Below are 18572 nucleotides of genomic sequence, written 5' to 3' on the forward strand. Positions count from 1 at the left end.
CTCCCCCTGTAAGGTAAATGAAACACGGTTCTCTTGAGCAAACCGAAGCACAGTGTAGATTTGTCCCTGGCAACGCTTTGTGAAAGCTAGCGTTCTCCATTACATGCTATGTTCCCAAGGTTCTTCTCAATATTTCGTCCAGAAGGAAATGCTGTAAACCCTGGGCGTCTTATGTTACGTCTACTTTCATGGTAAAAAACCGAAAGAATACCAGTGAGAATGAATTGTAATCCAAAGTGAGACTCACCTTCAGCGTGAACAAGGCTAATAAAATGCGCATTCGTTACTTTATCACCGTCTGGCCTTCGCTTAAACAGACTCCACTCACTAAGAGAGCCAATATAGCCAATTAGCTCATCAAATGTCGGTTTATCACTAGATTTATAGGCTTCGACGACTTTATTAAATATCCAGTCTTGACTTTCTACCGTCTTTTTCTCGATGTTTGATTTCATCGTTACTAAAGCAAGGTAGGGCCCTCTAACTTTGTCGTCTGGGTCATTAGAGTTCAGTGTCTTGCATAATTTCGAAGCATGCCATAAAGCCTGGCACTCTTTTACAATGTCCCCATCGTTAAGATGCTTTTTTACTGAAATTATTGCCACAACTCCCTCAGGAGGAACAATTGAACTGTTTCCAAATCTTTGAAATATTGGGTATCTTTCTGAGTCGTAGACAATCATATCTAATTGAGATGAACTTGTATCGACTTCATCTCTGCGTTCTTTTCCTGTAGTGCCAGTTTTTACTGCAGGCCGAAGAATGAACCCAGTAAGGATCTCTAATCCTTTAGGAAGATATTTTGAAAAATACTCGCGTAATAGCTCCTCAACGAATCTACCATCTTCACCACGATGTGCAGACCCTTGATACTCTTGAGACGGGATAAGAGTTTCAAATTGTCTGTACGTTGCAATAAGCGCATCTACTTCTTGTGACCAATAATCTTGAAGTCTTTTTCCGTCCATATATCCCCTGAATTTCTATTATTGATCTTACAGTTGTATTGTTCCTGCTCGCTTTCTCTGGGTTAACCAGATGAGTAACGGGGGTTAATTTTTTGATAAAAAATTATTGCAAAAGCTGCCACTAGCTCACGCCAAAAAAGTGCTGGTAATTTATTACTTTTACTGGCCTCTCAATTTAGGTTTATCTACACTAAACGTATAAATTAGAGTCTTTTACCTTCTTCAGCAACAAATAAATTTGCTTATTGATTTGCTCAAAGAGTACCTGTGTATGGGGAAGCAAATTACACTGTGTGTTTTCCACATTTACAAGCAATGTCTGTTTTTGGCTCTGAGCGGTCTGAGAACTTTGGAGGGTAAAAGTTTTTCTGGAAAACTGTTCAAACTTTTCACACGGTGTTTTTATTTTTTATTTCATTGGGTTAGTAAATGAATGCTAGATAAACAGTGAACACTTTGCTTTTCACTCTTGGTGTGCGGAGATAAAAAAAGACCGGCAATCGCCGGTCTGTGTTGGTTATTTTGTTGCGGGTTCGTCGCACTTCGGCAGCCAGTCGCCGTTGCTTTCCTCTTTCAGCGTCAGGTTAGTCTGCATCCCCTGATTTGTTCGCCGCCTGTCATAGTTCAGGCCGTACTCTTTCAGCATGGCCGGTAACCCCTTTCCGAACGAGGTCAGGCTGAGCGTGTTTTTGTAACCGTGAGCCTCCATGTAGACCAGATAGGCGTGATAAAGATACTGGCGAGGCTGGCGCGGAACGATGTTCGCATTTCCCATAAACATGCCGTCAGGTTCCGGGCGCTCCTGTAAATAACCGCAGAAGTCAAAAGCCGGGTCGGCGTCGCGCTTGATGCTGAGCGCCTCGCCGGAGTTCTGCTGCGACTGGAGCAGTGCGCGGGCGGTCATCGGGTCGCTGAACCGCTGCATAAGCTGGCGCACAATGACGGCCAGCTCGCGGGCGATTTTGTCCTTCAGGTGCGGGTCGCGCTCCTCCGGGGCAATCTGTTCCGGGAAGTGCAGGATAACCCGGCGACGGGAGACGCCACCGCTGCGGTCGGTGAAGCGCATCGGGTTATTGTTCACGGCCAGAATCACCGCCGGAATGTGTGTCGAATAGGCATCGCGGTATTTCGGGTCAACCGACACCGCATCGCCGCCAGTAATGGCCTTGAGCCCCGCGCCGTCACCGCTCCATTTCTCCTGGTCGGGCAGGCGAATCAGCGAGAAGCCAGTCAGGGATGCACGCTTGCGCGGGTCTTCCAGTGTGTCGATATCGGCTGATGTGGCGTTATCTTCCCCTGCGAGCAGGGTCGCAATTTCAGCCAGAATACTTTTACCACTACCACCCGGACCGGTGACTTCGAGAAAGAGCTGCCAGTCGTAGCGGTTCGCCAGCACCATAAACAGCGCGGCGAGTATCACGTCGCGTTTGTCGGCGCGGCCACCGGCGGCGCGGTCGAGCCAGTACCAGAAATGCGGGGCATGCGTTTCCAGCGTTTCTCCCGCCACCGGCGGGGTAAAATCCACCTCGCACAGGGTGCGCAGCCAGTGGGATTTGTGGTGCGGGCTGAATGTGCCGCTCGCGGTATCGAGCACGCCGTTACGAAAGCCAATCAGCCGCCGCGCCGGAGCGCCCTGTTGCGGGACAATCAGTTTCAGGGTCTCCACCACCGACGCAATTTTGCCTGATGAGAAGGGCGCGCGCAGGCGCTGAAAGAGTGCTGCCACATCGCGGGAGAAGTCAGCAGGGGAAATCACTTTCCAGGCTCCGGCTTCATAGCGGGAAAGCAGTTGCCCGTTCGGGTCAACCGCCAGCGCCTCGCCGTAATGCTCATGTACGCGCATGGCCTTTTCGCTGGTGCTCATGGCGGTGAATTCCGCCTCGCTCATGGTGTCAAACGGGCTGGCGACAGGCGGCTTAATGGCATCGTAAAGCGCCCGGCGCGTGGCGTCCTCACCATTCAGGATAAATGCATCATTCCAGTCACCGAACACCGGCGGCAGGGCAACCACACCGGCGCAGGCATCTGCCGCCACAGTGGCTTTTGTCTGGCCGTCGCCGCTCAGGTCACGGTCGGCCGCGAGGACAATCTGACAGCCAGGATGCCGGCGGCGGGTAAGGCTCGCCAGAGAAAGGAGGTTCACGGACGACAGCGCGACCATCACGGTTTCTCCGGTCAGGTGATGCACGGTCAGCGCCGTGGCGTACCCTTCTGCTATCCACAGACGTTTTCCCGCCTGTTTCTGCCCTTCGATGGTGTGGCATGCCCCTTTCACCTGGCCGCCTTTCAGGGTGCGCTTGTCGCCGTCAGCGTTAATAAGCTGGAGATTAACCAGCGCGCCGGTGTCGTCATACAGCGGGACAACCACATCCCCGGCGCGGTAGGTCACGCCACCGCTTTTATGCGTGGTGGTGAGCGTCAGGCATTCGAAGCCGGGGAAGCCCTTGCGGGTCAGATAGCTATTACCAGTAGCTGAGCGGCTTTTCGCCAGCAGACTGGCCGCCAGCTCGGCGGCCTCCCTGCGGCTGGCTTCGGTTTCTGCCGTATCAGCAGCAATTACCTTCGGGGCAACCGGCGGCAGGTTGCCGGTCACGGCGTTCACCCGGTCGGCGGCTTCGCTGACCGTCACGCCCAGCGCCTTTTCAACCAGGCTCAGGCCGTCACCCGCGCCGCACTGGTTGCAGAACCACGTCCCGCGCCCCTCTTTATCGTCAAAGCGGAAGCGGTCAGCACCGCCACACACCGGGCAGGGCTGATGCCGGTTTTTAATGACCTTCACACCCAGCGCCGGGAGAATGCGCGGCCAGTGGCCGCACGCCTGTTTCACGATTTCCGTTACGTTCATTTTCATTATTTTTCCTCAGTGCACGACCGGCGCGGTGATATGGCGGGCGCATAACTCTTCCATCACGGCCAGGCCCAGAAAGGAGAGCGACGGCGCGGTTTTAAGCGGTGCGGCATTCATTAAATCTTCCAGCAGTGCACAGGCAATCTGGCGGCCTTTTTCCTCGCCGTGCTGGCGCAGATAAAACCCTTCCAGCTCGGCGGCGATGGCGGATTCCAGCGCATCAAGCGTCAGATGTGGATAGCGGTGCTGGCGCTGACACAGGGTCAGCCAGGCACAGGCCACGGCGCGGCGGTAAAGTGCAGCGCGCAGGGCGGGCGGTAACGGCTGTTTCATACCTTTTCCTCCCCGTCGAGCCAGCGCCGGTTGCAGCGTTCTATCACGGCATCGAGCTGATCCGTCATCAGGTAAATCAGGGAAATGAGTTGCAGACGCTCAGCCGGATCGCGGCGGAGTATCACGCTGTCCTGTTCCGCTGCCAGCTCGCCTACCAGATGGCCGATATTGCGCAGGTGCTCAAGATATCTGAGATCGTCAAGGGTGAGGATGGAGTGACTCATGCGCGCACCTCCGCAACCGGCAGGCGACCGGCAAACGAGAGAACATAATCGCGAACGAGGGAACGGCGCGCAGTGCACTCGTCTCCGGCAACGGTGCGGAGCATACAGATACGGGGCTTGCGGTCTGCACGACGAACGGCGGCAAACACAAAGACAAACTGCGGGTGTGACGGGGTGAGGGTCGTAGCCATAAAGGCATTCTCCAATAAGTAGCGGTTAGTGCTACCACCGGAAACGCCAATTTCACTGGTGGCAGCCCGAACGGGGTTGGCGTAACCGGCCTTATTGGAAACCGGCCAGCCCGAAGGCTGCCCCGCCCGGACTGCCATTATCTGAATGAAACCATGGTGCAAAACTGGACACCACAGCCCGGAAAATGGGTGTGTCTGAGCCACGACATAAAAAAACACGCCTGGCGCGTGTTGTGTCGCCAATAAGTTACGCGGAACGCCAATTCCGGCTGCCGATTTTGCGACAGCGGGAAAACTATACCTGGTAATGCCGACAGGAAGCAAGCCAGAAAAAGGGGCGTTTTGCTGACCGGGCAACATCATGCATCACAGCCCCGGTTACGTGCCGCGATGCGGTCACTCATCCAGGCAGTAATTTCACTGTGCGCCCACGCCACGTTTTTACCGCCGAGAGAGATTTGTTTCGGGAAAGCCTCCCGGCTGATGAGGTCGTAAATGGTAGAGCGGGAAAGGCCGCATAAATGCATCACTTCCGGCAGACGTAAAAAGCGCTCCTGAATAACGTCAGAAACCGGCATTAATGGCGCGGCAGGGGCGGAAGACGGGGAAGAAAAAACTGTGTGCATCGGGCTACCTCATAATGTCCATACAGTGCCGGTCGTGTCTTTCCGGCTTCGGGTAGCTCTCTATTTTGTGAATATTTTTGCGTATTACAACAAGGGCACTCCTGGCTGTTTCCTGCAAGGTTGTCTGTTTAATAAGCAGCTTATTTTTCGGGTTTGCCTCTGTTTGCCAATAAATGTCAATGTTTGCCAATATAACCAGTAACTAAAATTGCAAACCTTTTTATCCGATTAATTAAGCTGATATTAAAAGGAAAAAACATCAGAAAAAAAATACTGCCGTACAGGAAGAAACATAAGAAGGTGAACACTAGTGAACAGTCGGTGAACACTTAATTTCTCAACTGTTCACCATTTAACTTACTGTATTACTTATTCTTTTATTTCTCAGTGAACAGAGTGAAGAGTTAATTACAGAAAAACAAACAGAAAGATGGTCTTACGGAGACCTCTTTCTGGCGAGCCGTTTTTTTCAGCGGGTTTCTGTACCATCCCGGCCACAACTGCAATCAGTCGTATCGTTGTGCAGGGCGCGGCAGAATGCGCTCAGGTTGACAACACAGAGAGCCCTGACATGAAAACTGAACTGATTACCGCCGTCATGAAAACCCTCGGCAGCACCCAGGACGCTAAAACCCGTACCGCTATCGACAGCGCCCTCGACGCCATGAATAAAAAGGCCAGCGAAGAGAGTGCAGTCGCTGTAAATCGTGCCGTTGAGACGTTCACTCAGGCAAAAGCCGCCCACACCGGCAATATGATGAAGCTGAACGACATCGGCGCGGCCATCACCCGCAGCGAAAAGGAACGAGAGAACGCCCTGACAGAAAGTGCCGAAGCGGAACAGAGCTGGCGCGAGCGTTTCCGCACCCTGCGCGGCGAAATGACCCCGGAGCTGAAAGCCGAACACGGCAGACGCATTGCCGGTCGGGAACTGGCGGAGGAGTTCACCGCCCTGATTGCGGAGCTGGAAACCGACAAATCCCGCGCCATGCTGGCCGCCTGCGCCTCCGGTGAAAAGTACGTGGAAGAACACCGGACAGCATTTGGCCTGTACGCTCAGAGCGAATGGGCTGACGCCATGAAGAGCATCAGCCCGGCGCTGGTCAGGGCATTCGCGCTGCGTCTGCGCGCGCTGGAAATGCAGCAGACGGAACGCCCGCTCAGTACCCTGATTCAGGAGCTCGGCGGCCATGTTTCCGTTCAGGCCGGGTTTTACACCTTCGATATGGACAGGGAGCCGGTACTTTCACAGCTTGGCCTGTACCGCCCGCCGCTGACCGGCGTGGATATGGCGCTGTATAAAAGCCCGGTGAAGCGAACATTGCTCGCCACACGACTGGCCGAGAAAAGAAAACAGGCGGAGGGCTAAGGCATGTTTCACTGTCCGTTTTGCAAACAGCCCGCGCATGCGCGCACCAGCCGCTATCTGACGGAAAACCTCAAACAGCGCTACCACCAGTGCACCAGTATTGAATGTTCGGCCACGTTCCGCACCACCGAGACACTCGACGGGGTGATACGCAAACCGGCGATGCCGGAAAATGCGGTTTTGCAGGCAGATATCCAGCCGCAATGATTCCCCGAAAGTTTCCCTATTTATGTGCACCGGTACTCGCTACCGGTTGCACTCTCAGCACCGCGAAAAAAGGCAAAAAAATCCCGTTATTTTTTCGAAAAATACCCTGCATGCATCAGGTGCATTTAACTGCATTTATTTTTCAGCCCATCAGAACCCCGCCCGCGCCAGTCCCGGCGCGGCCTGAGCTAGGTCATGCATCTGCATTTAAACTGCCCTGCAAAGCGGGCAGGCGAGGCGGGGAAAGCACTGCGCGCTAGGTTTAATAAATAATTAAGTTATTCGAGATTTTTGTTTCGAGCTGAAACGATGATAAGCAGGATTGCGCAAAAAAATCAGGCTAAATTAGGGGGATTGCTCCCCCCGTGGTGCATTAATTATTCCAATATATTGTTTATATCGCTGAATAACTTTTCAAAATTCGTCAGTGTCTTGTCGTCAATTGTTTTAGGTGGATTTGAACCAAATGTTGAAGCTACAAGGTAATGATTAAATCCACCTGAAGGCCGCAATGTAATGTTTTTCTCTTTAAGGTATCTATTAATCCGCTCTATAACTCTTGTGCCACTCGGTAAATCCGATGGTTTTATTTTTTCAGGGAGTTGTTTCTCAAATGCCTTGTTGAAATAATCAAGGTATATTTTTATCGAGAATAAATCCTCAATGTCACTTGGTTTATCTTTGTGTTCAGTGTACATGGATGTATTTTTAATTGATTTGGGATTTATTATCTTGTTTTTTATCATTTCATCAATCTTTTGATTGCTTTTTCCATCATAATCATGGAGTACTGCGATGTTAAGATTGTTAGCACCTAAAAGCGCAATGAAGGTGATTATTTTATCCAAGCCACCTGTTGGTACGATAGTTATTGAATCATTAAGTCCTGTTCGGTTTTTAGTCTCAAGAATAGAAGATAAGTGTTTTAGATAAATAAGTTCTGAAGGACCTTCGACTAAAAAGTTTCTTTTCGAGATAAATAGATTTTGTGCAATATCCCATCCAAGTGCAGCTTGAAGAGGGAAAATAGTCCTTGGATCGGTTCCCGAGAGGTTTTCGGATATCACTGTACCTATTTTATCTTTGTCTTCAACCATGCGAACCTGATTAAATCTATCCGAGTGAACCATAAATGGTGAATGAGTGGTATATATAACTTGATGGTTTTTAGAAAGATGGTCTATATATGTCAAAAAATCAGATTGTGCTAAAGCATGTAATGCTAATGCTGGTTCGTCAAGAAGTAAGATGAGTTTTCTATCCTCATCTGCCGCATTGAATTGATATTGAACACTGTCGAACCAAACTAAAAAGCTAAAGAACCAAATGAACCCGCGACTTCTTTTATCAAAAGGAGTTGTAACTCTATGTCTACTATTTTTTATCCTGAGATATATATTTGCTCCATCGTTGAAAGGGACTTCATCCTTAGGATCAGATTGAATATCCACAACAACTTCAATATTTTCATTCTGTTTCCAGAATTGCATTATTTGATCCGTTAAACTATTAGATACACCCTCAATTTTTGCTTTGAGGGATTCGTAACCATCAGTTTCTGAAAGTTCATCGATGCTTACATCTGCCATTCTTAACAGAGCTAAAATAGATTTGTGTTTAGGAGTTAACTGCGAAGGATCATTTTCAGATTGCTTATGCCGCCGGGCTAAATCTTTAATATTTAATTTTCCTGGCAAAATATCATAATCACTGAAGTATAATGTTTTAGGTAATCGCGCGTCTAAGGATTTAAATACTTCATATTGAGTAACGTTATCCCACGTGCTGGATTTAACTCTTGCAGTAAGTTGAGCATGTATTTTTTGCTCGTTATCATTTAAGTCTAAGCTATCTAAAATCTCAACAAGTTTCCTTATGGAGGCGGCTTCTTTTACCGACTGTATTGTATCTGATGTGAAGCCACTTGATTTTAGTAATTTTGAAATAATAGGCTTTTCATCTATGTAGATAGATATTGTGCGAGTGTTATTATAGTTTGTCGATATAGAATAGGTGAATCCAAATTCAAGATTTGTATTGTGCTTTTTATTAACAAGGTCTAAATCTTCCTGTTCTGGCATGTATGTAAGTGTGATAGCATTTTCCGGTTTTTCTGAATGGGTTTTATTATAACGTGTTAGATCTTTTCTGGGGTAATCCTCTATAACTTCATAACGTTCAGTATTTAAAGCGTCACACGCTTTATGTATACCTTGAAGAAAGACCGTCTTACCCGCCTCATTCATGCCAACTAATACAGTAACCTTAGGATCGATAGTACAGTTCTGAGCTGTGTTAATAGAGCGAAAAGGTCCAAGCTGAACATTCGTTAAAATCATAATCATTCCTTAGTTTGATATATAACTTAATTAAATGGTACTTGTTGGTTATTGCGTTTTATGAACAAAGTCTCCCCACCAATCCATGAGAGCCTTCCTTTGCTCTATGTAGGTGGTCCGGTTGTAGGCTCGTCTAACTTCATTTCTGTCCGAGTGAGCAAGTGCCGCTTCTATAAGGTCAGCGTTTAATCCCTTTTCATTCATTGCTGTACTCGCCATCGACCTTAAACCATGAGCAACTAATTTACCACCATAGCCAATTCGCTTTAAAGCTGCATTAGCTGTCTGGCTGTTCATGGGTTGTTTTGGATCATTTCTACTGGGAAAAACATGTTCACGGTGAGCACTGATTGGTTTCATCACCTCTAGAATCTCTAACGCCTGCGGTGATAAAGGAACAATGTGCTCGCGCTTAGCCTTCATCCGTTCGGGTGGAATTGTCCAGAGCTTTGCATCAAGATCTATCTCAGCCCATCGAGCACCAGAAGCCTCAGAGGGGCGAACAAGTGTTAAGAGTTGCCATTCAATCAGGCAACGAGTCGGAACGGATAAATTAGACATAACCAGAGAGCGCATTAGCTTTGGCAGTTCTTCTGGTCGCAATGTCGGCATGTTCTGCTTTTTGGGTTTTTCAAAGGCCATACCGACACCTGATGCCGGATTAGCATCAATCAGACCGGTATTAACTGCATAAATCATTATCTCATTAATGCGCTGTACCAAGCGGCGAACCGTCTCTAGCGCACCACGCGCTTTGATTGGCTCCAGGGCTTCAACAATTGTTCTGGCTTTAATCTCTTGAACAGGTATAGCTCCGATAGCTGGGAAAACGTCTTTGTCCAAAGAGCGCCAAATGTCTTTCGCATAGTCTTCTGTGACGCTCTTGCTTTTAATCTGGAACCAGTTAGCGGCCACAGTTGAGAAAATGCTGTCCAGCTCAATCTGGCGTTGTTCTGATGCTTGCTCTTGCTGCTGCTGTGGATCTGTGCCTTGCGCGAGTGTTGTCAAATGCTGGTCGCGCATCTGGCGAGCTGCTGCGAGCGTAAGGGCAGGGTATGAACCGAGACTTAGATTAGTTCGGCTGCTGCTTCCCGGTCGTTGATAACGGAAGCGCCACAGTTTTTTCCCAGAGGTTTTGACGAGCAGGAATAGGCCATCACCATCATGAAGCGTGAAGTCTTTTTCGCGGGGCTTAGCTTTGAGGATTTCGTTGTTAGTGAGGGGGCGTGTAATGCGCGCCATGTCTGGATCCCTTCCATAATTGGTACACGTTTAATGGACCACAGTATACCGTGTACCTAAACGTGTACCAATTTTCTCTGGATTTAGCCGGATGACCTCGGACGATTACAGACACAAAAAAGCCCGCAGGGCTTGTGCCGTGCGGGCTTTCAGGATTTCACCGGACGTATCCGGATCATGAAATGGTGGAGCTGGCGGGAGTTGAACCCGTGTCCGAAATTTTGCAACCAACTGAAAGAGAAGTATTTATTTTCAGTTATATTTTCTGCGGCTCCTTTACGGCTCCTTTCGTGTCCCGCCGCCGACCAGCCTTGGTCTTTTTTCTGTGTTGCCGTCGTACTCTTTTAAATACGATCCGTAATGCCTGAAAAGCATTTCTGGCCCCTTGTGCCCCATCTGGCCAGCGAGCCAGAAAAGGTTGGCGCCCTGGCTGATATGCCGGGTCGCGAATGTATGCCGGGTTTGATACGGATTTCGGTAACGTATACCGGCCTTCCGTAGAGTCGGCACCCATGCTTTTTTACGGATAGCGTCAGCGCTCGCCCAGGGTTTATTTGTTTTCGGATCCTCAAAAACTGTTTCGTCCTTCATGAAGGTGAAAGCTTTCTGTGATGCCAGCACCGCCATAGCCTGATCGTTAAGTTCAACCTTACGTGTTCCCGCCTTTGTTTTTGTTCCTTTGATCACCCCTACGACACTGGCGCTCTGAACGTGCGCCGTTTTCCCGATAAAATCGATGTCGCGCCAGCGCAAAGCGCAGAGTTCTGAACTCCGTAAACCGGTCTGAATAGCGAACATGAACAGGTTTTCCCACTGCTTGTTACCGGATGAAGAGAGAAGGGCATCCACTTCAGCAGGTGAAAGGGGATCGACTATATAGTCACTGTCTGAGTTGCCCTTATCGCTTTGATACCGGGAAGCGGTCACCAGCGATACCGGGTTAATCTGTAAGACGCCATCGGTCACCGCCTCATCAAGTGCAGAGCGCAAAAAAGAAAGCTGGTTTCTGATGGTCTTCAAAGTCGTTGTGCGGTTCTGGATCCAGGATTTCATTGCCGCCGGCGTCAGTTCACTTGCCGGAAATGAATGAAGATCACTCAAAGCACTGCGGCATTTTTTATAACCGCCAATAGTTGATGGCGATAACTTCCGTGTCTCGCATATTGACAGGTACTCATCAAGGTACATTTTAACTGTTTTACCAGTGGCGGCATTACCGAATATTTTCAGTCTTGCCGAACGTGGAAAATATTCGGCATAAATAAAAGATCCACGTTCGATTTTATTATGAATTTCGCCGAGCATTCTCTCGGCGTATTTCAGGTTTTTATTATTCACTTCCAGATTGGAAAGGGGCTCACGACATTTAACCCCTTTATAGGTGAAAGTAATATTGATCGTCTCTCCCTGGCTATGTTTCCTTACGGTCACACCACGCGGGAGCTTTGGCGATTCTGTCTTGCCCATTTAGTAACCTCACTAAGATCAATCCATCTTTCCTTTACACCTTCCACTTTCAAAACTTGGACACCCTCAAACCAAACGCCTCGCTGTAAACGTTTATTGATGGCCTCTGCTGTTTCTCCGGTTTCTTTGCAATACGTCGAGATGGGAACACAATCGAGGTTCAGCATAGATTCTCCACACCGGCTGCAACCGGCTAACTGATTTTATACGCGCAAGACGAACACCCGTCCCGGGTACCGTCGTTACATTTCACACAAATCGCTGGTTCGCTGGTGGGCTTTTCCACCAGGTTAAGGATTGGTGCCGGTACAGGAACGGGCATCGGCACGCGGATAATTTGTTGCCTGGCGTTGTCCAGCTCGCCCGCCAGTTCAAGAAGGCGGGCTTTGCAGTATTCGGCCTCTGCGCGCCACCATGCAACATCGTCTTTCAGTCGGCGCAGCCTCCGCTGTTTGAGTTTGCTGGGCATCAGGAATGCCCTCCTAGTACCCACTGATTACCAAAGTGAACATGAAACCGATGTCCGGTATCAGGAAGCAAAAGCGCGTCCACAACATCGCCAGTGTTCACAAAGTAATAATTGCTATCGGTGACATTGTTTATTAAAAATGCTTCGACCTCATGCGCACCCATCCCGCTGAGGATTTTCATCAGCTTCTTCGAGACAGGTCGAAAATCAGGAGCGACGCCAGCTAATCTGGCCGCCGCAAAGTTATGATGCCCATCCATTAAAATGGTGTATTGGGTACCGCGCAAAACAACAGGGAAGACGTTAACGACGAACCGCTTAAACTTCACAGCCCTTTCCACGACAATAGCCCGATTGAGATAGCGCTGGCTGCTGATGAGTCTGCCTTTAATCACCTCAAACCTCCTTGACAGGCGCAGGTATATTCTTTCCTTCCCATCTTATTGATCTAAAAATAATTTCTTTGAAATGTCATAGCAATCGTGAGGCATCTTTGCCGATGCCTTTCCATAATCAAAAGCAAGACCAAGTTTATGTATAGACTCTGCATCGCCGGAATATTTACCTGAAGTTTTGGCATATTTGTCTGCCAAATATTTTCCCCAGTCACCAGTTTCCCTTCCCATGTATCCATAAAAGCAAGCGTTATGAAGATCTGTAAAAAATTCCTTAGGGGATGATTTACCGTGATTCCACTTCAAAGAGCCATTTCTATCTCTTGACTGAGCGTCATCAAGAGACTCCTTACTCCAGCACAAACCAGTCCCTTCGTTGCCAAAGTTTTCGCTTTGCAAATATCCGTTCTCTCCTTTAGTCCATACACACCTCACGCCTGTTTGTTTATGCTCAGTAACGGCATAAGGTTTATTCAAATCCTTTATTATCTCTTTGAAGGTGTCTGCTCTGGTGGATGCACTGAAGGAAAGAAGCAGTATCCCAGGAATATAAAAATTAATTGTCATTTTCGATACGTCCTTTATGGAAAGATAGGGTTTTAACACAATGATAATGCTTTCATCATTATTCATACTCACCTGCGAGCCATTGCGCTTGAATAAAGTGTCCCGGAGTCGCTTTCTCTGCCGCGGTTTTCAATTTCAGCGCCATCTCGTCGTTGTTAGTCATGCGGCACCGCCTTCAGGAAAGTCGCCGAAATCATCTAGGTTTGTCTCATGGTCAAATTCAAACTCACCGATATCGACTACCTCAACATCGTGCGCATAAATATCCCCGCCGCCGTTTTCCAGAATTTCCAGAGCCTCTTCCTCAGTTTCAGCATCAACACGGAAAGTTTGCGAACCTTCGGCACGTTTCACTTCGGTGGTAAACAGAAAGCGTTTCATCGTCCTTCTCCTGAGTTGCCTTTCACCGCCTCGATAGCGAATTTTTGATAGTCTTCGCTGCCGGTTTCTTTGTGCTCAAGATTCCCCACGGCATTCGTGAAGAACTCTCCTTTAGGCAGAAACACGCGTGGGAACCGGCCATGCCACTTACCGGCGTTTTCAGTTGGTGCACCACCACGTAATGATGCCGGGCCGCAAGCCGAGCATAGGCGCATACCACGGCGCTCAGGCGCATATGACCAGTCGAATATTTCAGAAAAGAGTTTGAAGCCCTGAGACGACAGCGCTGTGTTTTCGCAGCATCCGCAATTTTCACACTGAAACAGGCTCACGATTGCACCCCCTTCACCTGGTCAAACTGGCGGGCGATAGCTGCGGCTTCTGGTGATGGTGCTGACTGGCTGCGGAGCTTGTCGATTTGCGCAGAAAAATCAGCGTTAACATCACTCTCGGTACGCAATGGTGTTAAATCAATTTCACCTTCTCGCGCGTCAATCACCCGCTGACCGAGCGGAGTTATGTGACGGACACGGCGAGCCCCTTTTCTGCAAAGGCCGATTTCAACCAAGCGATTCATTGCCTCTTCGCCGATGTCATACCCTTCGCCGTCTTCACACGTCTCATTGAAGCGAATCAGTGCGTCAAGGTCTCGCTCCTGAATTCGGGGCCAGGCATTCTCCGATGCCAACTGCTTAACCTGCTCGCGCGATTCACGGATCACTGCATACTGCACATCAAGGCGATCAGCCATATCGGACATTAACTTCGCTGCTGCTGGTGGCAGGGTAGGAGCCGTAACGCGGGCGGCCGCGATCAGCTCGTTGGCATTCAGGCGCATTTGCGGATCTCCGTCAGTTCGTTGAAGCGGTTCATGAACAGGGCATAAGCCTGACCAGGGCGAAGCGGGTAAACCTGAATGATGTCTGATTCCGGGATGCCTTCGAGTACCGACCAGCGAGTGCCGTCATCGATTTCAAGATCGCGGCGTTCGGTCGCCAGCATGGTCAGATCAGCACGCTTAACAACCGGGCTGTGATCACGAGGCAGGCTAAACTTTTGACGGATCAGATCATCAACCATCCGTTCCATATTGCGATAATCCGGCAGCAGCGCTTTCAGCGGCGCGGGCATGTCCTGCACATAGGCTTCTGCCGCGTCGTGCATTAGCGCTTCAAAGGCATACTCAACCGGTACAATCTGGCTACACAGCACTGAGTGTTGCTCGACTGAATAGAACTCAGGGACGTGTCCGGAAAAGCGGCAGATATTTGCAAGCGCATTGGCGATGTCTTCGATATCAATGTCGTCAGTGGTGGCTGCCAGATAGTCAAATTTCTTGCCGGTGTAGGTCTGAATAAAGGTTTCTTTCATTGCGTTGTATCTCCTGTGCGCGCTGCAACGCGCCGAATTTTGGTTGCAGGAATCCCTCGCCGGGTGGCGATAATTAAATTGATTTCGCTTCCATAAATGCCCCTCGGCGGGGCATTTGCAGCAGAGAAATTAAGCGCTGAAGGTACCGATAAATGTTTCCACTGCGCTGCCTTTGAATTTTTCTACCAGCAGATCGCGGAATTCGGCGGCCATTTCTTCTTCGTAGGTTTCGAGCTGCGTGATACGAAGCACCAGCACCGGGCTGTCACTGGCTAGAATACTCATGCGCAATTTGATCTGGTATTCACCGAGGCCTTCATACGGCACGCACTTAAATTCGAACGCCACCGGCATAATGTCTTTGCTACGGGCTTCAACGCTTTCCATCACCGAGCGCTTGCCGCTGAAGTCCTGATCTTCATATTCAGCACTGCGGATAGCGTCGATTGTGATTTTACGGACGGCAGCGGCGGCTTTTTTAGCTTCAATCACCTGGCCGTCAGCGTCGAAACCGGTTACGTATTCGGACCAGTCTTCTAGCCATTCCGCCAGTTGCTTCTGGTTGTTGCGATCACCGTTAATACTCAGCAGTGCAGTGAACGGAGCGGTGCGTTTAAGCTGAAGCACGGCGGTGTTATCTGCATGGCCTGGATTATCCAGTGTGCCAAGGTTAAATACCGACACGGCAGCCATCTTGTCAGCATTGATAAAACAACGGGTACCGATAGCGGCATAGTCAACTGAGTAGCGCACGAAATCTTCGATACTCTGTGTCTTCATTTCCCCGCGGAAACGGAAGCGGTTTGTATAAAGGCTTTCCAGATTTTTAACGCCAACATCATTGGGCAGGGCTACTGCCGGGCAGTCAGCACCAGAAAGTTTTTCTTCAACCAACTGGCTCAGAACCATATCGCGGATCTGGCTGATGGCGGACGACTCGACGAGTTGAGGCATGGTTTTTCCTTACTAAAAGTTGGTTAATTGGCGGGCCGGTTAGCGCTGAGCCTGGTTAGGCTGGCCCTGAAGCGTGAACAGTTGCCCCTGGTCTTCCTGCAGAACGGTGAGCTTACCGCCGCGGTTGACGTACATCGGGGTTTCGGTGGTGTCCTCTTCTGACGTTTTACCGCGTGGCGTCGGCTTAACGTATGCCAGCTTATGGACGATACCCACGCGCTTTTCTTCCATCGAATTGCTGAGGCGGGAAATGTCGAAGGTGAGTGTTACCTTGCCTTTGTTGCCGTTGTTCAGCACGCCCAGGGCAACCTCATTGAGTGCTGCTGCCACTTTGGTTTCGAACACGCCGCCGTCGAGCTCCCCGAAGAAATCAGGGATATTGGTCAAACGTTCATTGTCCATCGGTCTTACCCTCTGAATGGCGGCAGACACCGCCGGTTAGTATCTCCACACAACACAGAAGAGCACCCGCGGTAGGAAGCCGCCCGACGGGATTGGGGAATGAGCCGTCCCGGCGGTGATGCTCTCTTGTGTTGCGTAAAAAATTGCGGCGCCCTCACGGGAAAGATCAGACGCCGCCAAAACTACACATTGGCATTTTTAATTGTGTGTGGTGCCAGGTACTTATCTTCTGGTTGCCGTCGAAGCGGCTGCAATTCACCACAACGGAGAGAGCACTGCCGCCACCCCTTGCGGGATAACCCGTCTATCTGCCTGGCGGTAGGGCGTTTCCTGGCATCTTCAGTGCTCTTTCCAGTTGTGCCCGGACTCTTCCCGGTGGTCACACCGAATCGCCACGATGGTGAATCGCTGCAGGCCGTTGTGCGTGCCTGGCTTGCACATTCCGGCTACCCGGTTGGATTAGGGATACTGTCAAGGAAATCCCCCGGACCGCTTACGGCACATGTGCCATATGCCGATAGGTTGAATGTAGGATAACTTACCTTGTCGTGTCAACATCAAAAGTAGGAAAACTTACATTAAGAGGTAAAAAAATAGCCGCTATAGGCGGCTAATTTGCAGGGTAATTTGATTTAAAGGTCGGTAACAACCTGTTTTACAACACCTACTATCCGGCAGTTACCATTCACTTCAAGCACCCTGTAGTTAGGGTTCAGTGGTACGAGGTATTTCATTGGCCCATCAATAACAAATTTTTTCAATGTTGCCTCTGTGGACCCCTCTATTTGAGCAACAACAATTCGCCCACTAACTTCATACGGGCTTCCGTAATCTGGATCGACAATTACGAGTGACCCCTCAGGTATACTTGGCGCCCCGTTAGGGTTTGTCATTGAGTCTCCACGAACACGCAGGGCAAACCCCTCATCGGAAAGATTGGCTGTGGTATAAATCCACTCTGATACGTCATCCTGAGTGATTGTTGTTCCAGATTCAGTCCATTCACCAGCCTGAACCCACGTTAATACGGGGATTTGCTTAACGCCAAACTTATCTGTCGGGATAATTTTGGGGGCATCGCTATCAGGATCACCTTTGCCATCAATAAGCCACTGAGGGTTGCATTGAAGCGCAGAAGAAAGCGCCTGGAGATTTGAGCCTCCAGGAGCGTAGTCACCGGACTCCCATCCAGTGACGGTTACTCTGTTGACGCCAACAAGCTTCCCTAAAACTGCTTGGGTAAGCTTCAGTTCTTTGCGCCGTGAGCGGATGCGATCATTCATTTTCATGTAGGTAATCCTACCATTAATTAAGGTAGGAATCCTTGACCTCCGTATGTAAGATATCCTACTATTCGAGTGTTCCCATTTACTACATGAGAGGGTTATATGAACAAAGACGAAGTGCTTTCTTACTTCGGTGGGGTGAGCAACCTTGCGAGGCTGCTTGGTATTTCTCACGCATCAGTATCCGGCTGGGGAAGCGTAATCCCGAAGGGGCGCGCTTTTGAAATCCAGACCATTACCAACAACGTGCTAAAGGTCGATCCGACGCTTTACGCAAAGCCTAACGAAAATGCGGCATAAGCATAACCACAGAATCAAGGGGGTAACCGTGGGTAATGATCACTGGAAAGTAGAGAAACAACCGGCGTGGCTGGTGGCGGCAATACGCAAGACTATTGCGGCATTGCCTGGCGGCTATGCGGAAGCGGCCGAGATTATCGATGTGACTGAGGATGCCTTGTTTAATCGCCTGCGGGCTGGTGGCGATCAGATCTTCCCAATGGGCTGGGCGATGATCCTGCAAAAAGCGGCTGGGGTTAGTTACATCGCAGATGCTTTCTCACGCGAGACAGATAACGGAATTCACATATCTGGTGCAGCTCCAGAGGATGAGAACGAAGAGATTGGCCTGAAGTTGGCTGAGCTTGTCGGGCAACTTGGCGAACTGGTAAACGCTTATCGCCAATATATCGATGACGGGGTCGTTACTCACGGAGAGTGGCAAAGCCTGAATGATATCGCCTACCAGTTCCGTGTCACGCTAATGACCTTCCTGAACCTAATCTCGCGCGTTTATTGCCTTCCTGAAAAAGATGACGCCAGCGGGTTGCAGCCCCTGGCGTCGTGGCGTGTCGATCGTTGTGGAGATACTAACGCATGAACAGTTTAACGGCTAAAAGCCGCTTACCGCAACTGCGGATGATCCCCATTAAG

At 49.6% G+C, this 18572-nt stretch carries 24 protein-coding genes; 4 read left to right on the top strand and 20 right to left on the bottom strand.

The genetic code is table 11. The annotated features are described in order from the left end of the window. Nucleotides 1–86: 86 nt before the first annotated feature. The 6 genes from O9K67_RS05700 to O9K67_RS05725 all read right to left on the bottom strand — a co-directional run bounded on the left by O9K67_RS05700 (nt 87) and on the right by O9K67_RS05725 (nt 5190). Nucleotides 87–968 carry a DUF6602 domain-containing protein gene (locus tag O9K67_RS05700; protein WP_061493519.1) on the bottom strand — a complete coding sequence of 294 codons (882 nt, stop codon included), beginning with the start codon at nt 966–968 and terminating at the stop codon, nt 87–89. Nucleotides 969–1485: 517 nt separating this feature from the next. Next, nucleotides 1486–3819 carry a primase-helicase zinc-binding domain-containing protein gene (locus O9K67_RS05705; RefSeq protein WP_061493520.1) on the bottom strand — a complete coding sequence of 778 codons (2334 nt, stop codon included), beginning with the start codon at nt 3817–3819 and terminating at the stop codon, nt 1486–1488. Nucleotides 3820–3828: 9 nt separating this feature from the next. Continuing rightward, on the bottom strand, nt 3829–4149 hold the full coding sequence (locus tag O9K67_RS05710; protein WP_061493521.1) for a DUF5375 domain-containing protein: 321 nt from the start codon (nt 4147–4149) through the stop codon (nt 3829–3831). Further along, nucleotides 4146–4373 carry a hypothetical protein gene (locus O9K67_RS05715; RefSeq protein ID WP_061493522.1) on the bottom strand — a complete coding sequence of 76 codons (228 nt, stop codon included), beginning with the start codon at nt 4371–4373 and terminating at the stop codon, nt 4146–4148. Before O9K67_RS05715 ends, O9K67_RS05710 begins: the two co-directional genes overlap by 4 nt. Then, the gene (locus O9K67_RS05720; RefSeq protein ID WP_061493523.1) at nt 4370–4927 is read right to left on the bottom strand and encodes a host cell division inhibitor Icd-like protein; all 558 of its coding nucleotides are present in this window, start codon (nt 4925–4927) and stop codon (nt 4370–4372) included. The genes O9K67_RS05715 and O9K67_RS05720 overlap by 4 nt, the downstream gene beginning before the upstream one ends. Continuing rightward, a complete protein-coding gene (locus tag O9K67_RS05725; protein ID WP_061493524.1) occupies nt 4924–5190 on the bottom strand; it encodes a helix-turn-helix transcriptional regulator in 267 nt (88 codons plus the stop codon). Before O9K67_RS05725 ends, O9K67_RS05720 begins: the two co-directional genes overlap by 4 nt. A 571-nt stretch (nt 5191–5761) precedes the next feature. Between O9K67_RS05725 and O9K67_RS05730 the strand changes: the two genes are divergently transcribed. Together O9K67_RS05730 and O9K67_RS05735 are read left to right on the top strand one after the other, a co-directional pair. Further along, on the top strand, nt 5762–6559 hold the full coding sequence (locus O9K67_RS05730) for a hypothetical protein (protein WP_061493525.1): 798 nt from the start codon (nt 5762–5764) through the stop codon (nt 6557–6559). 3 nt (nt 6560–6562) lie between these two features. Further along, on the top strand, nt 6563–6766 hold the full coding sequence (locus O9K67_RS05735) for an ogr/Delta-like zinc finger family protein (RefSeq protein WP_061493526.1): 204 nt from the start codon (nt 6563–6565) through the stop codon (nt 6764–6766). Between the two features lie 377 nt (nt 6767–7143). Here the strand turns inward: O9K67_RS05735 and O9K67_RS05740 are convergent, their stop codons facing one another. The 14 genes from O9K67_RS05740 to O9K67_RS05805 all read right to left on the bottom strand — a co-directional run bounded on the left by O9K67_RS05740 (nt 7144) and on the right by O9K67_RS05805 (nt 17642). After that, nucleotides 7144–9105, bottom strand: coding sequence for an AAA family ATPase (locus O9K67_RS05740; protein WP_071889880.1), 1962 nt, complete (start codon nt 9103–9105; stop codon nt 7144–7146). A gap of 48 nt (nt 9106–9153) precedes the next feature. Then, a complete protein-coding gene (locus O9K67_RS05745; RefSeq protein WP_061493527.1) occupies nt 9154–10347 on the bottom strand; it encodes an integrase domain-containing protein in 1194 nt (397 codons plus the stop codon). Between the two features lie 276 nt (nt 10348–10623). Further along, nucleotides 10624–11814 carry a site-specific integrase gene (locus O9K67_RS05750; RefSeq protein ID WP_061493528.1) on the bottom strand — a complete coding sequence of 397 codons (1191 nt, stop codon included), beginning with the start codon at nt 11812–11814 and terminating at the stop codon, nt 10624–10626. After that, the gene (locus O9K67_RS05755) at nt 11775–11981 is read right to left on the bottom strand and encodes an excisionase (protein ID WP_071889882.1); all 207 of its coding nucleotides are present in this window, start codon (nt 11979–11981) and stop codon (nt 11775–11777) included. Before O9K67_RS05755 ends, O9K67_RS05750 begins: the two co-directional genes overlap by 40 nt. A gap of 26 nt (nt 11982–12007) precedes the next feature. Continuing rightward, a complete protein-coding gene (locus O9K67_RS05760) occupies nt 12008–12283 on the bottom strand; it encodes a hypothetical protein (protein ID WP_061493529.1) in 276 nt (91 codons plus the stop codon). Then, a complete protein-coding gene (locus tag O9K67_RS05765; RefSeq protein WP_061493530.1) occupies nt 12283–12678 on the bottom strand; it encodes a hypothetical protein in 396 nt (131 codons plus the stop codon). Before O9K67_RS05765 ends, O9K67_RS05760 begins: the two co-directional genes overlap by 1 nt. Before the next feature lie 45 nt (nt 12679–12723). After that, on the bottom strand, nt 12724–13311 hold the full coding sequence (locus O9K67_RS05770) for a hypothetical protein (RefSeq protein WP_061493531.1): 588 nt from the start codon (nt 13309–13311) through the stop codon (nt 12724–12726). 93 nt (nt 13312–13404) lie between these two features. Continuing rightward, entirely contained in the window at nt 13405–13626 is a 222-nt protein-coding gene (locus tag O9K67_RS05775) for a hypothetical protein (protein WP_061493532.1), read from the bottom strand. After that, complete coding sequence (locus tag O9K67_RS05780; protein WP_082794136.1) at nt 13623–13958, bottom strand: hypothetical protein; 336 nt, start codon at nt 13956–13958, stop codon at nt 13623–13625. Before O9K67_RS05780 ends, O9K67_RS05775 begins: the two co-directional genes overlap by 4 nt. Beyond that, on the bottom strand, nt 13955–14464 hold the full coding sequence (locus O9K67_RS05785; protein ID WP_061493533.1) for a hypothetical protein: 510 nt from the start codon (nt 14462–14464) through the stop codon (nt 13955–13957). The genes O9K67_RS05780 and O9K67_RS05785 overlap by 4 nt, the downstream gene beginning before the upstream one ends. Beyond that, the gene (locus O9K67_RS05790) at nt 14455–14997 is read right to left on the bottom strand and encodes a hypothetical protein (protein WP_061493534.1); all 543 of its coding nucleotides are present in this window, start codon (nt 14995–14997) and stop codon (nt 14455–14457) included. The genes O9K67_RS05785 and O9K67_RS05790 overlap by 10 nt, the downstream gene beginning before the upstream one ends. A 129-nt stretch (nt 14998–15126) precedes the next feature. Then, nucleotides 15127–15951, bottom strand: a complete 825-nt coding sequence (locus tag O9K67_RS05795; protein ID WP_061493535.1) for a YfdQ family protein — start codon at nt 15949–15951, stop codon at nt 15127–15129. Nucleotides 15952–15990: 39 nt separating this feature from the next. Continuing rightward, nucleotides 15991–16353 (bottom strand): hypothetical protein, encoded by a 363-nt coding sequence (locus O9K67_RS05800; protein WP_061493536.1) that lies wholly within the window; start codon nt 16351–16353, stop codon nt 15991–15993. Nucleotides 16354–16985: 632 nt separating this feature from the next. After that, nucleotides 16986–17642 (bottom strand): LexA family protein, encoded by a 657-nt coding sequence (locus O9K67_RS05805; RefSeq protein WP_061493537.1) that lies wholly within the window; start codon nt 17640–17642, stop codon nt 16986–16988. Between the two features lie 99 nt (nt 17643–17741). On the opposite strand from O9K67_RS05805, the gene O9K67_RS05810 reads away from it, so the two are divergent. Beyond that, the gene (locus O9K67_RS05810) at nt 17742–17939 is read left to right on the top strand and encodes a Cro/CI family transcriptional regulator (RefSeq protein ID WP_061493538.1); all 198 of its coding nucleotides are present in this window, start codon (nt 17742–17744) and stop codon (nt 17937–17939) included. Nucleotides 17940–17967: 28 nt separating this feature from the next. Continuing rightward, complete coding sequence (locus O9K67_RS05815; RefSeq protein WP_061493539.1) at nt 17968–18519, top strand: YmfL family putative regulatory protein; 552 nt, start codon at nt 17968–17970, stop codon at nt 18517–18519. Nucleotides 18520–18572: the final 53 nt, after the last annotated feature.

Source organism: Kosakonia oryzendophytica (assembly GCF_027886705.1).
Taxonomy (GTDB): domain Bacteria; phylum Pseudomonadota; class Gammaproteobacteria; order Enterobacterales; family Enterobacteriaceae; genus Kosakonia; species Kosakonia oryzendophytica.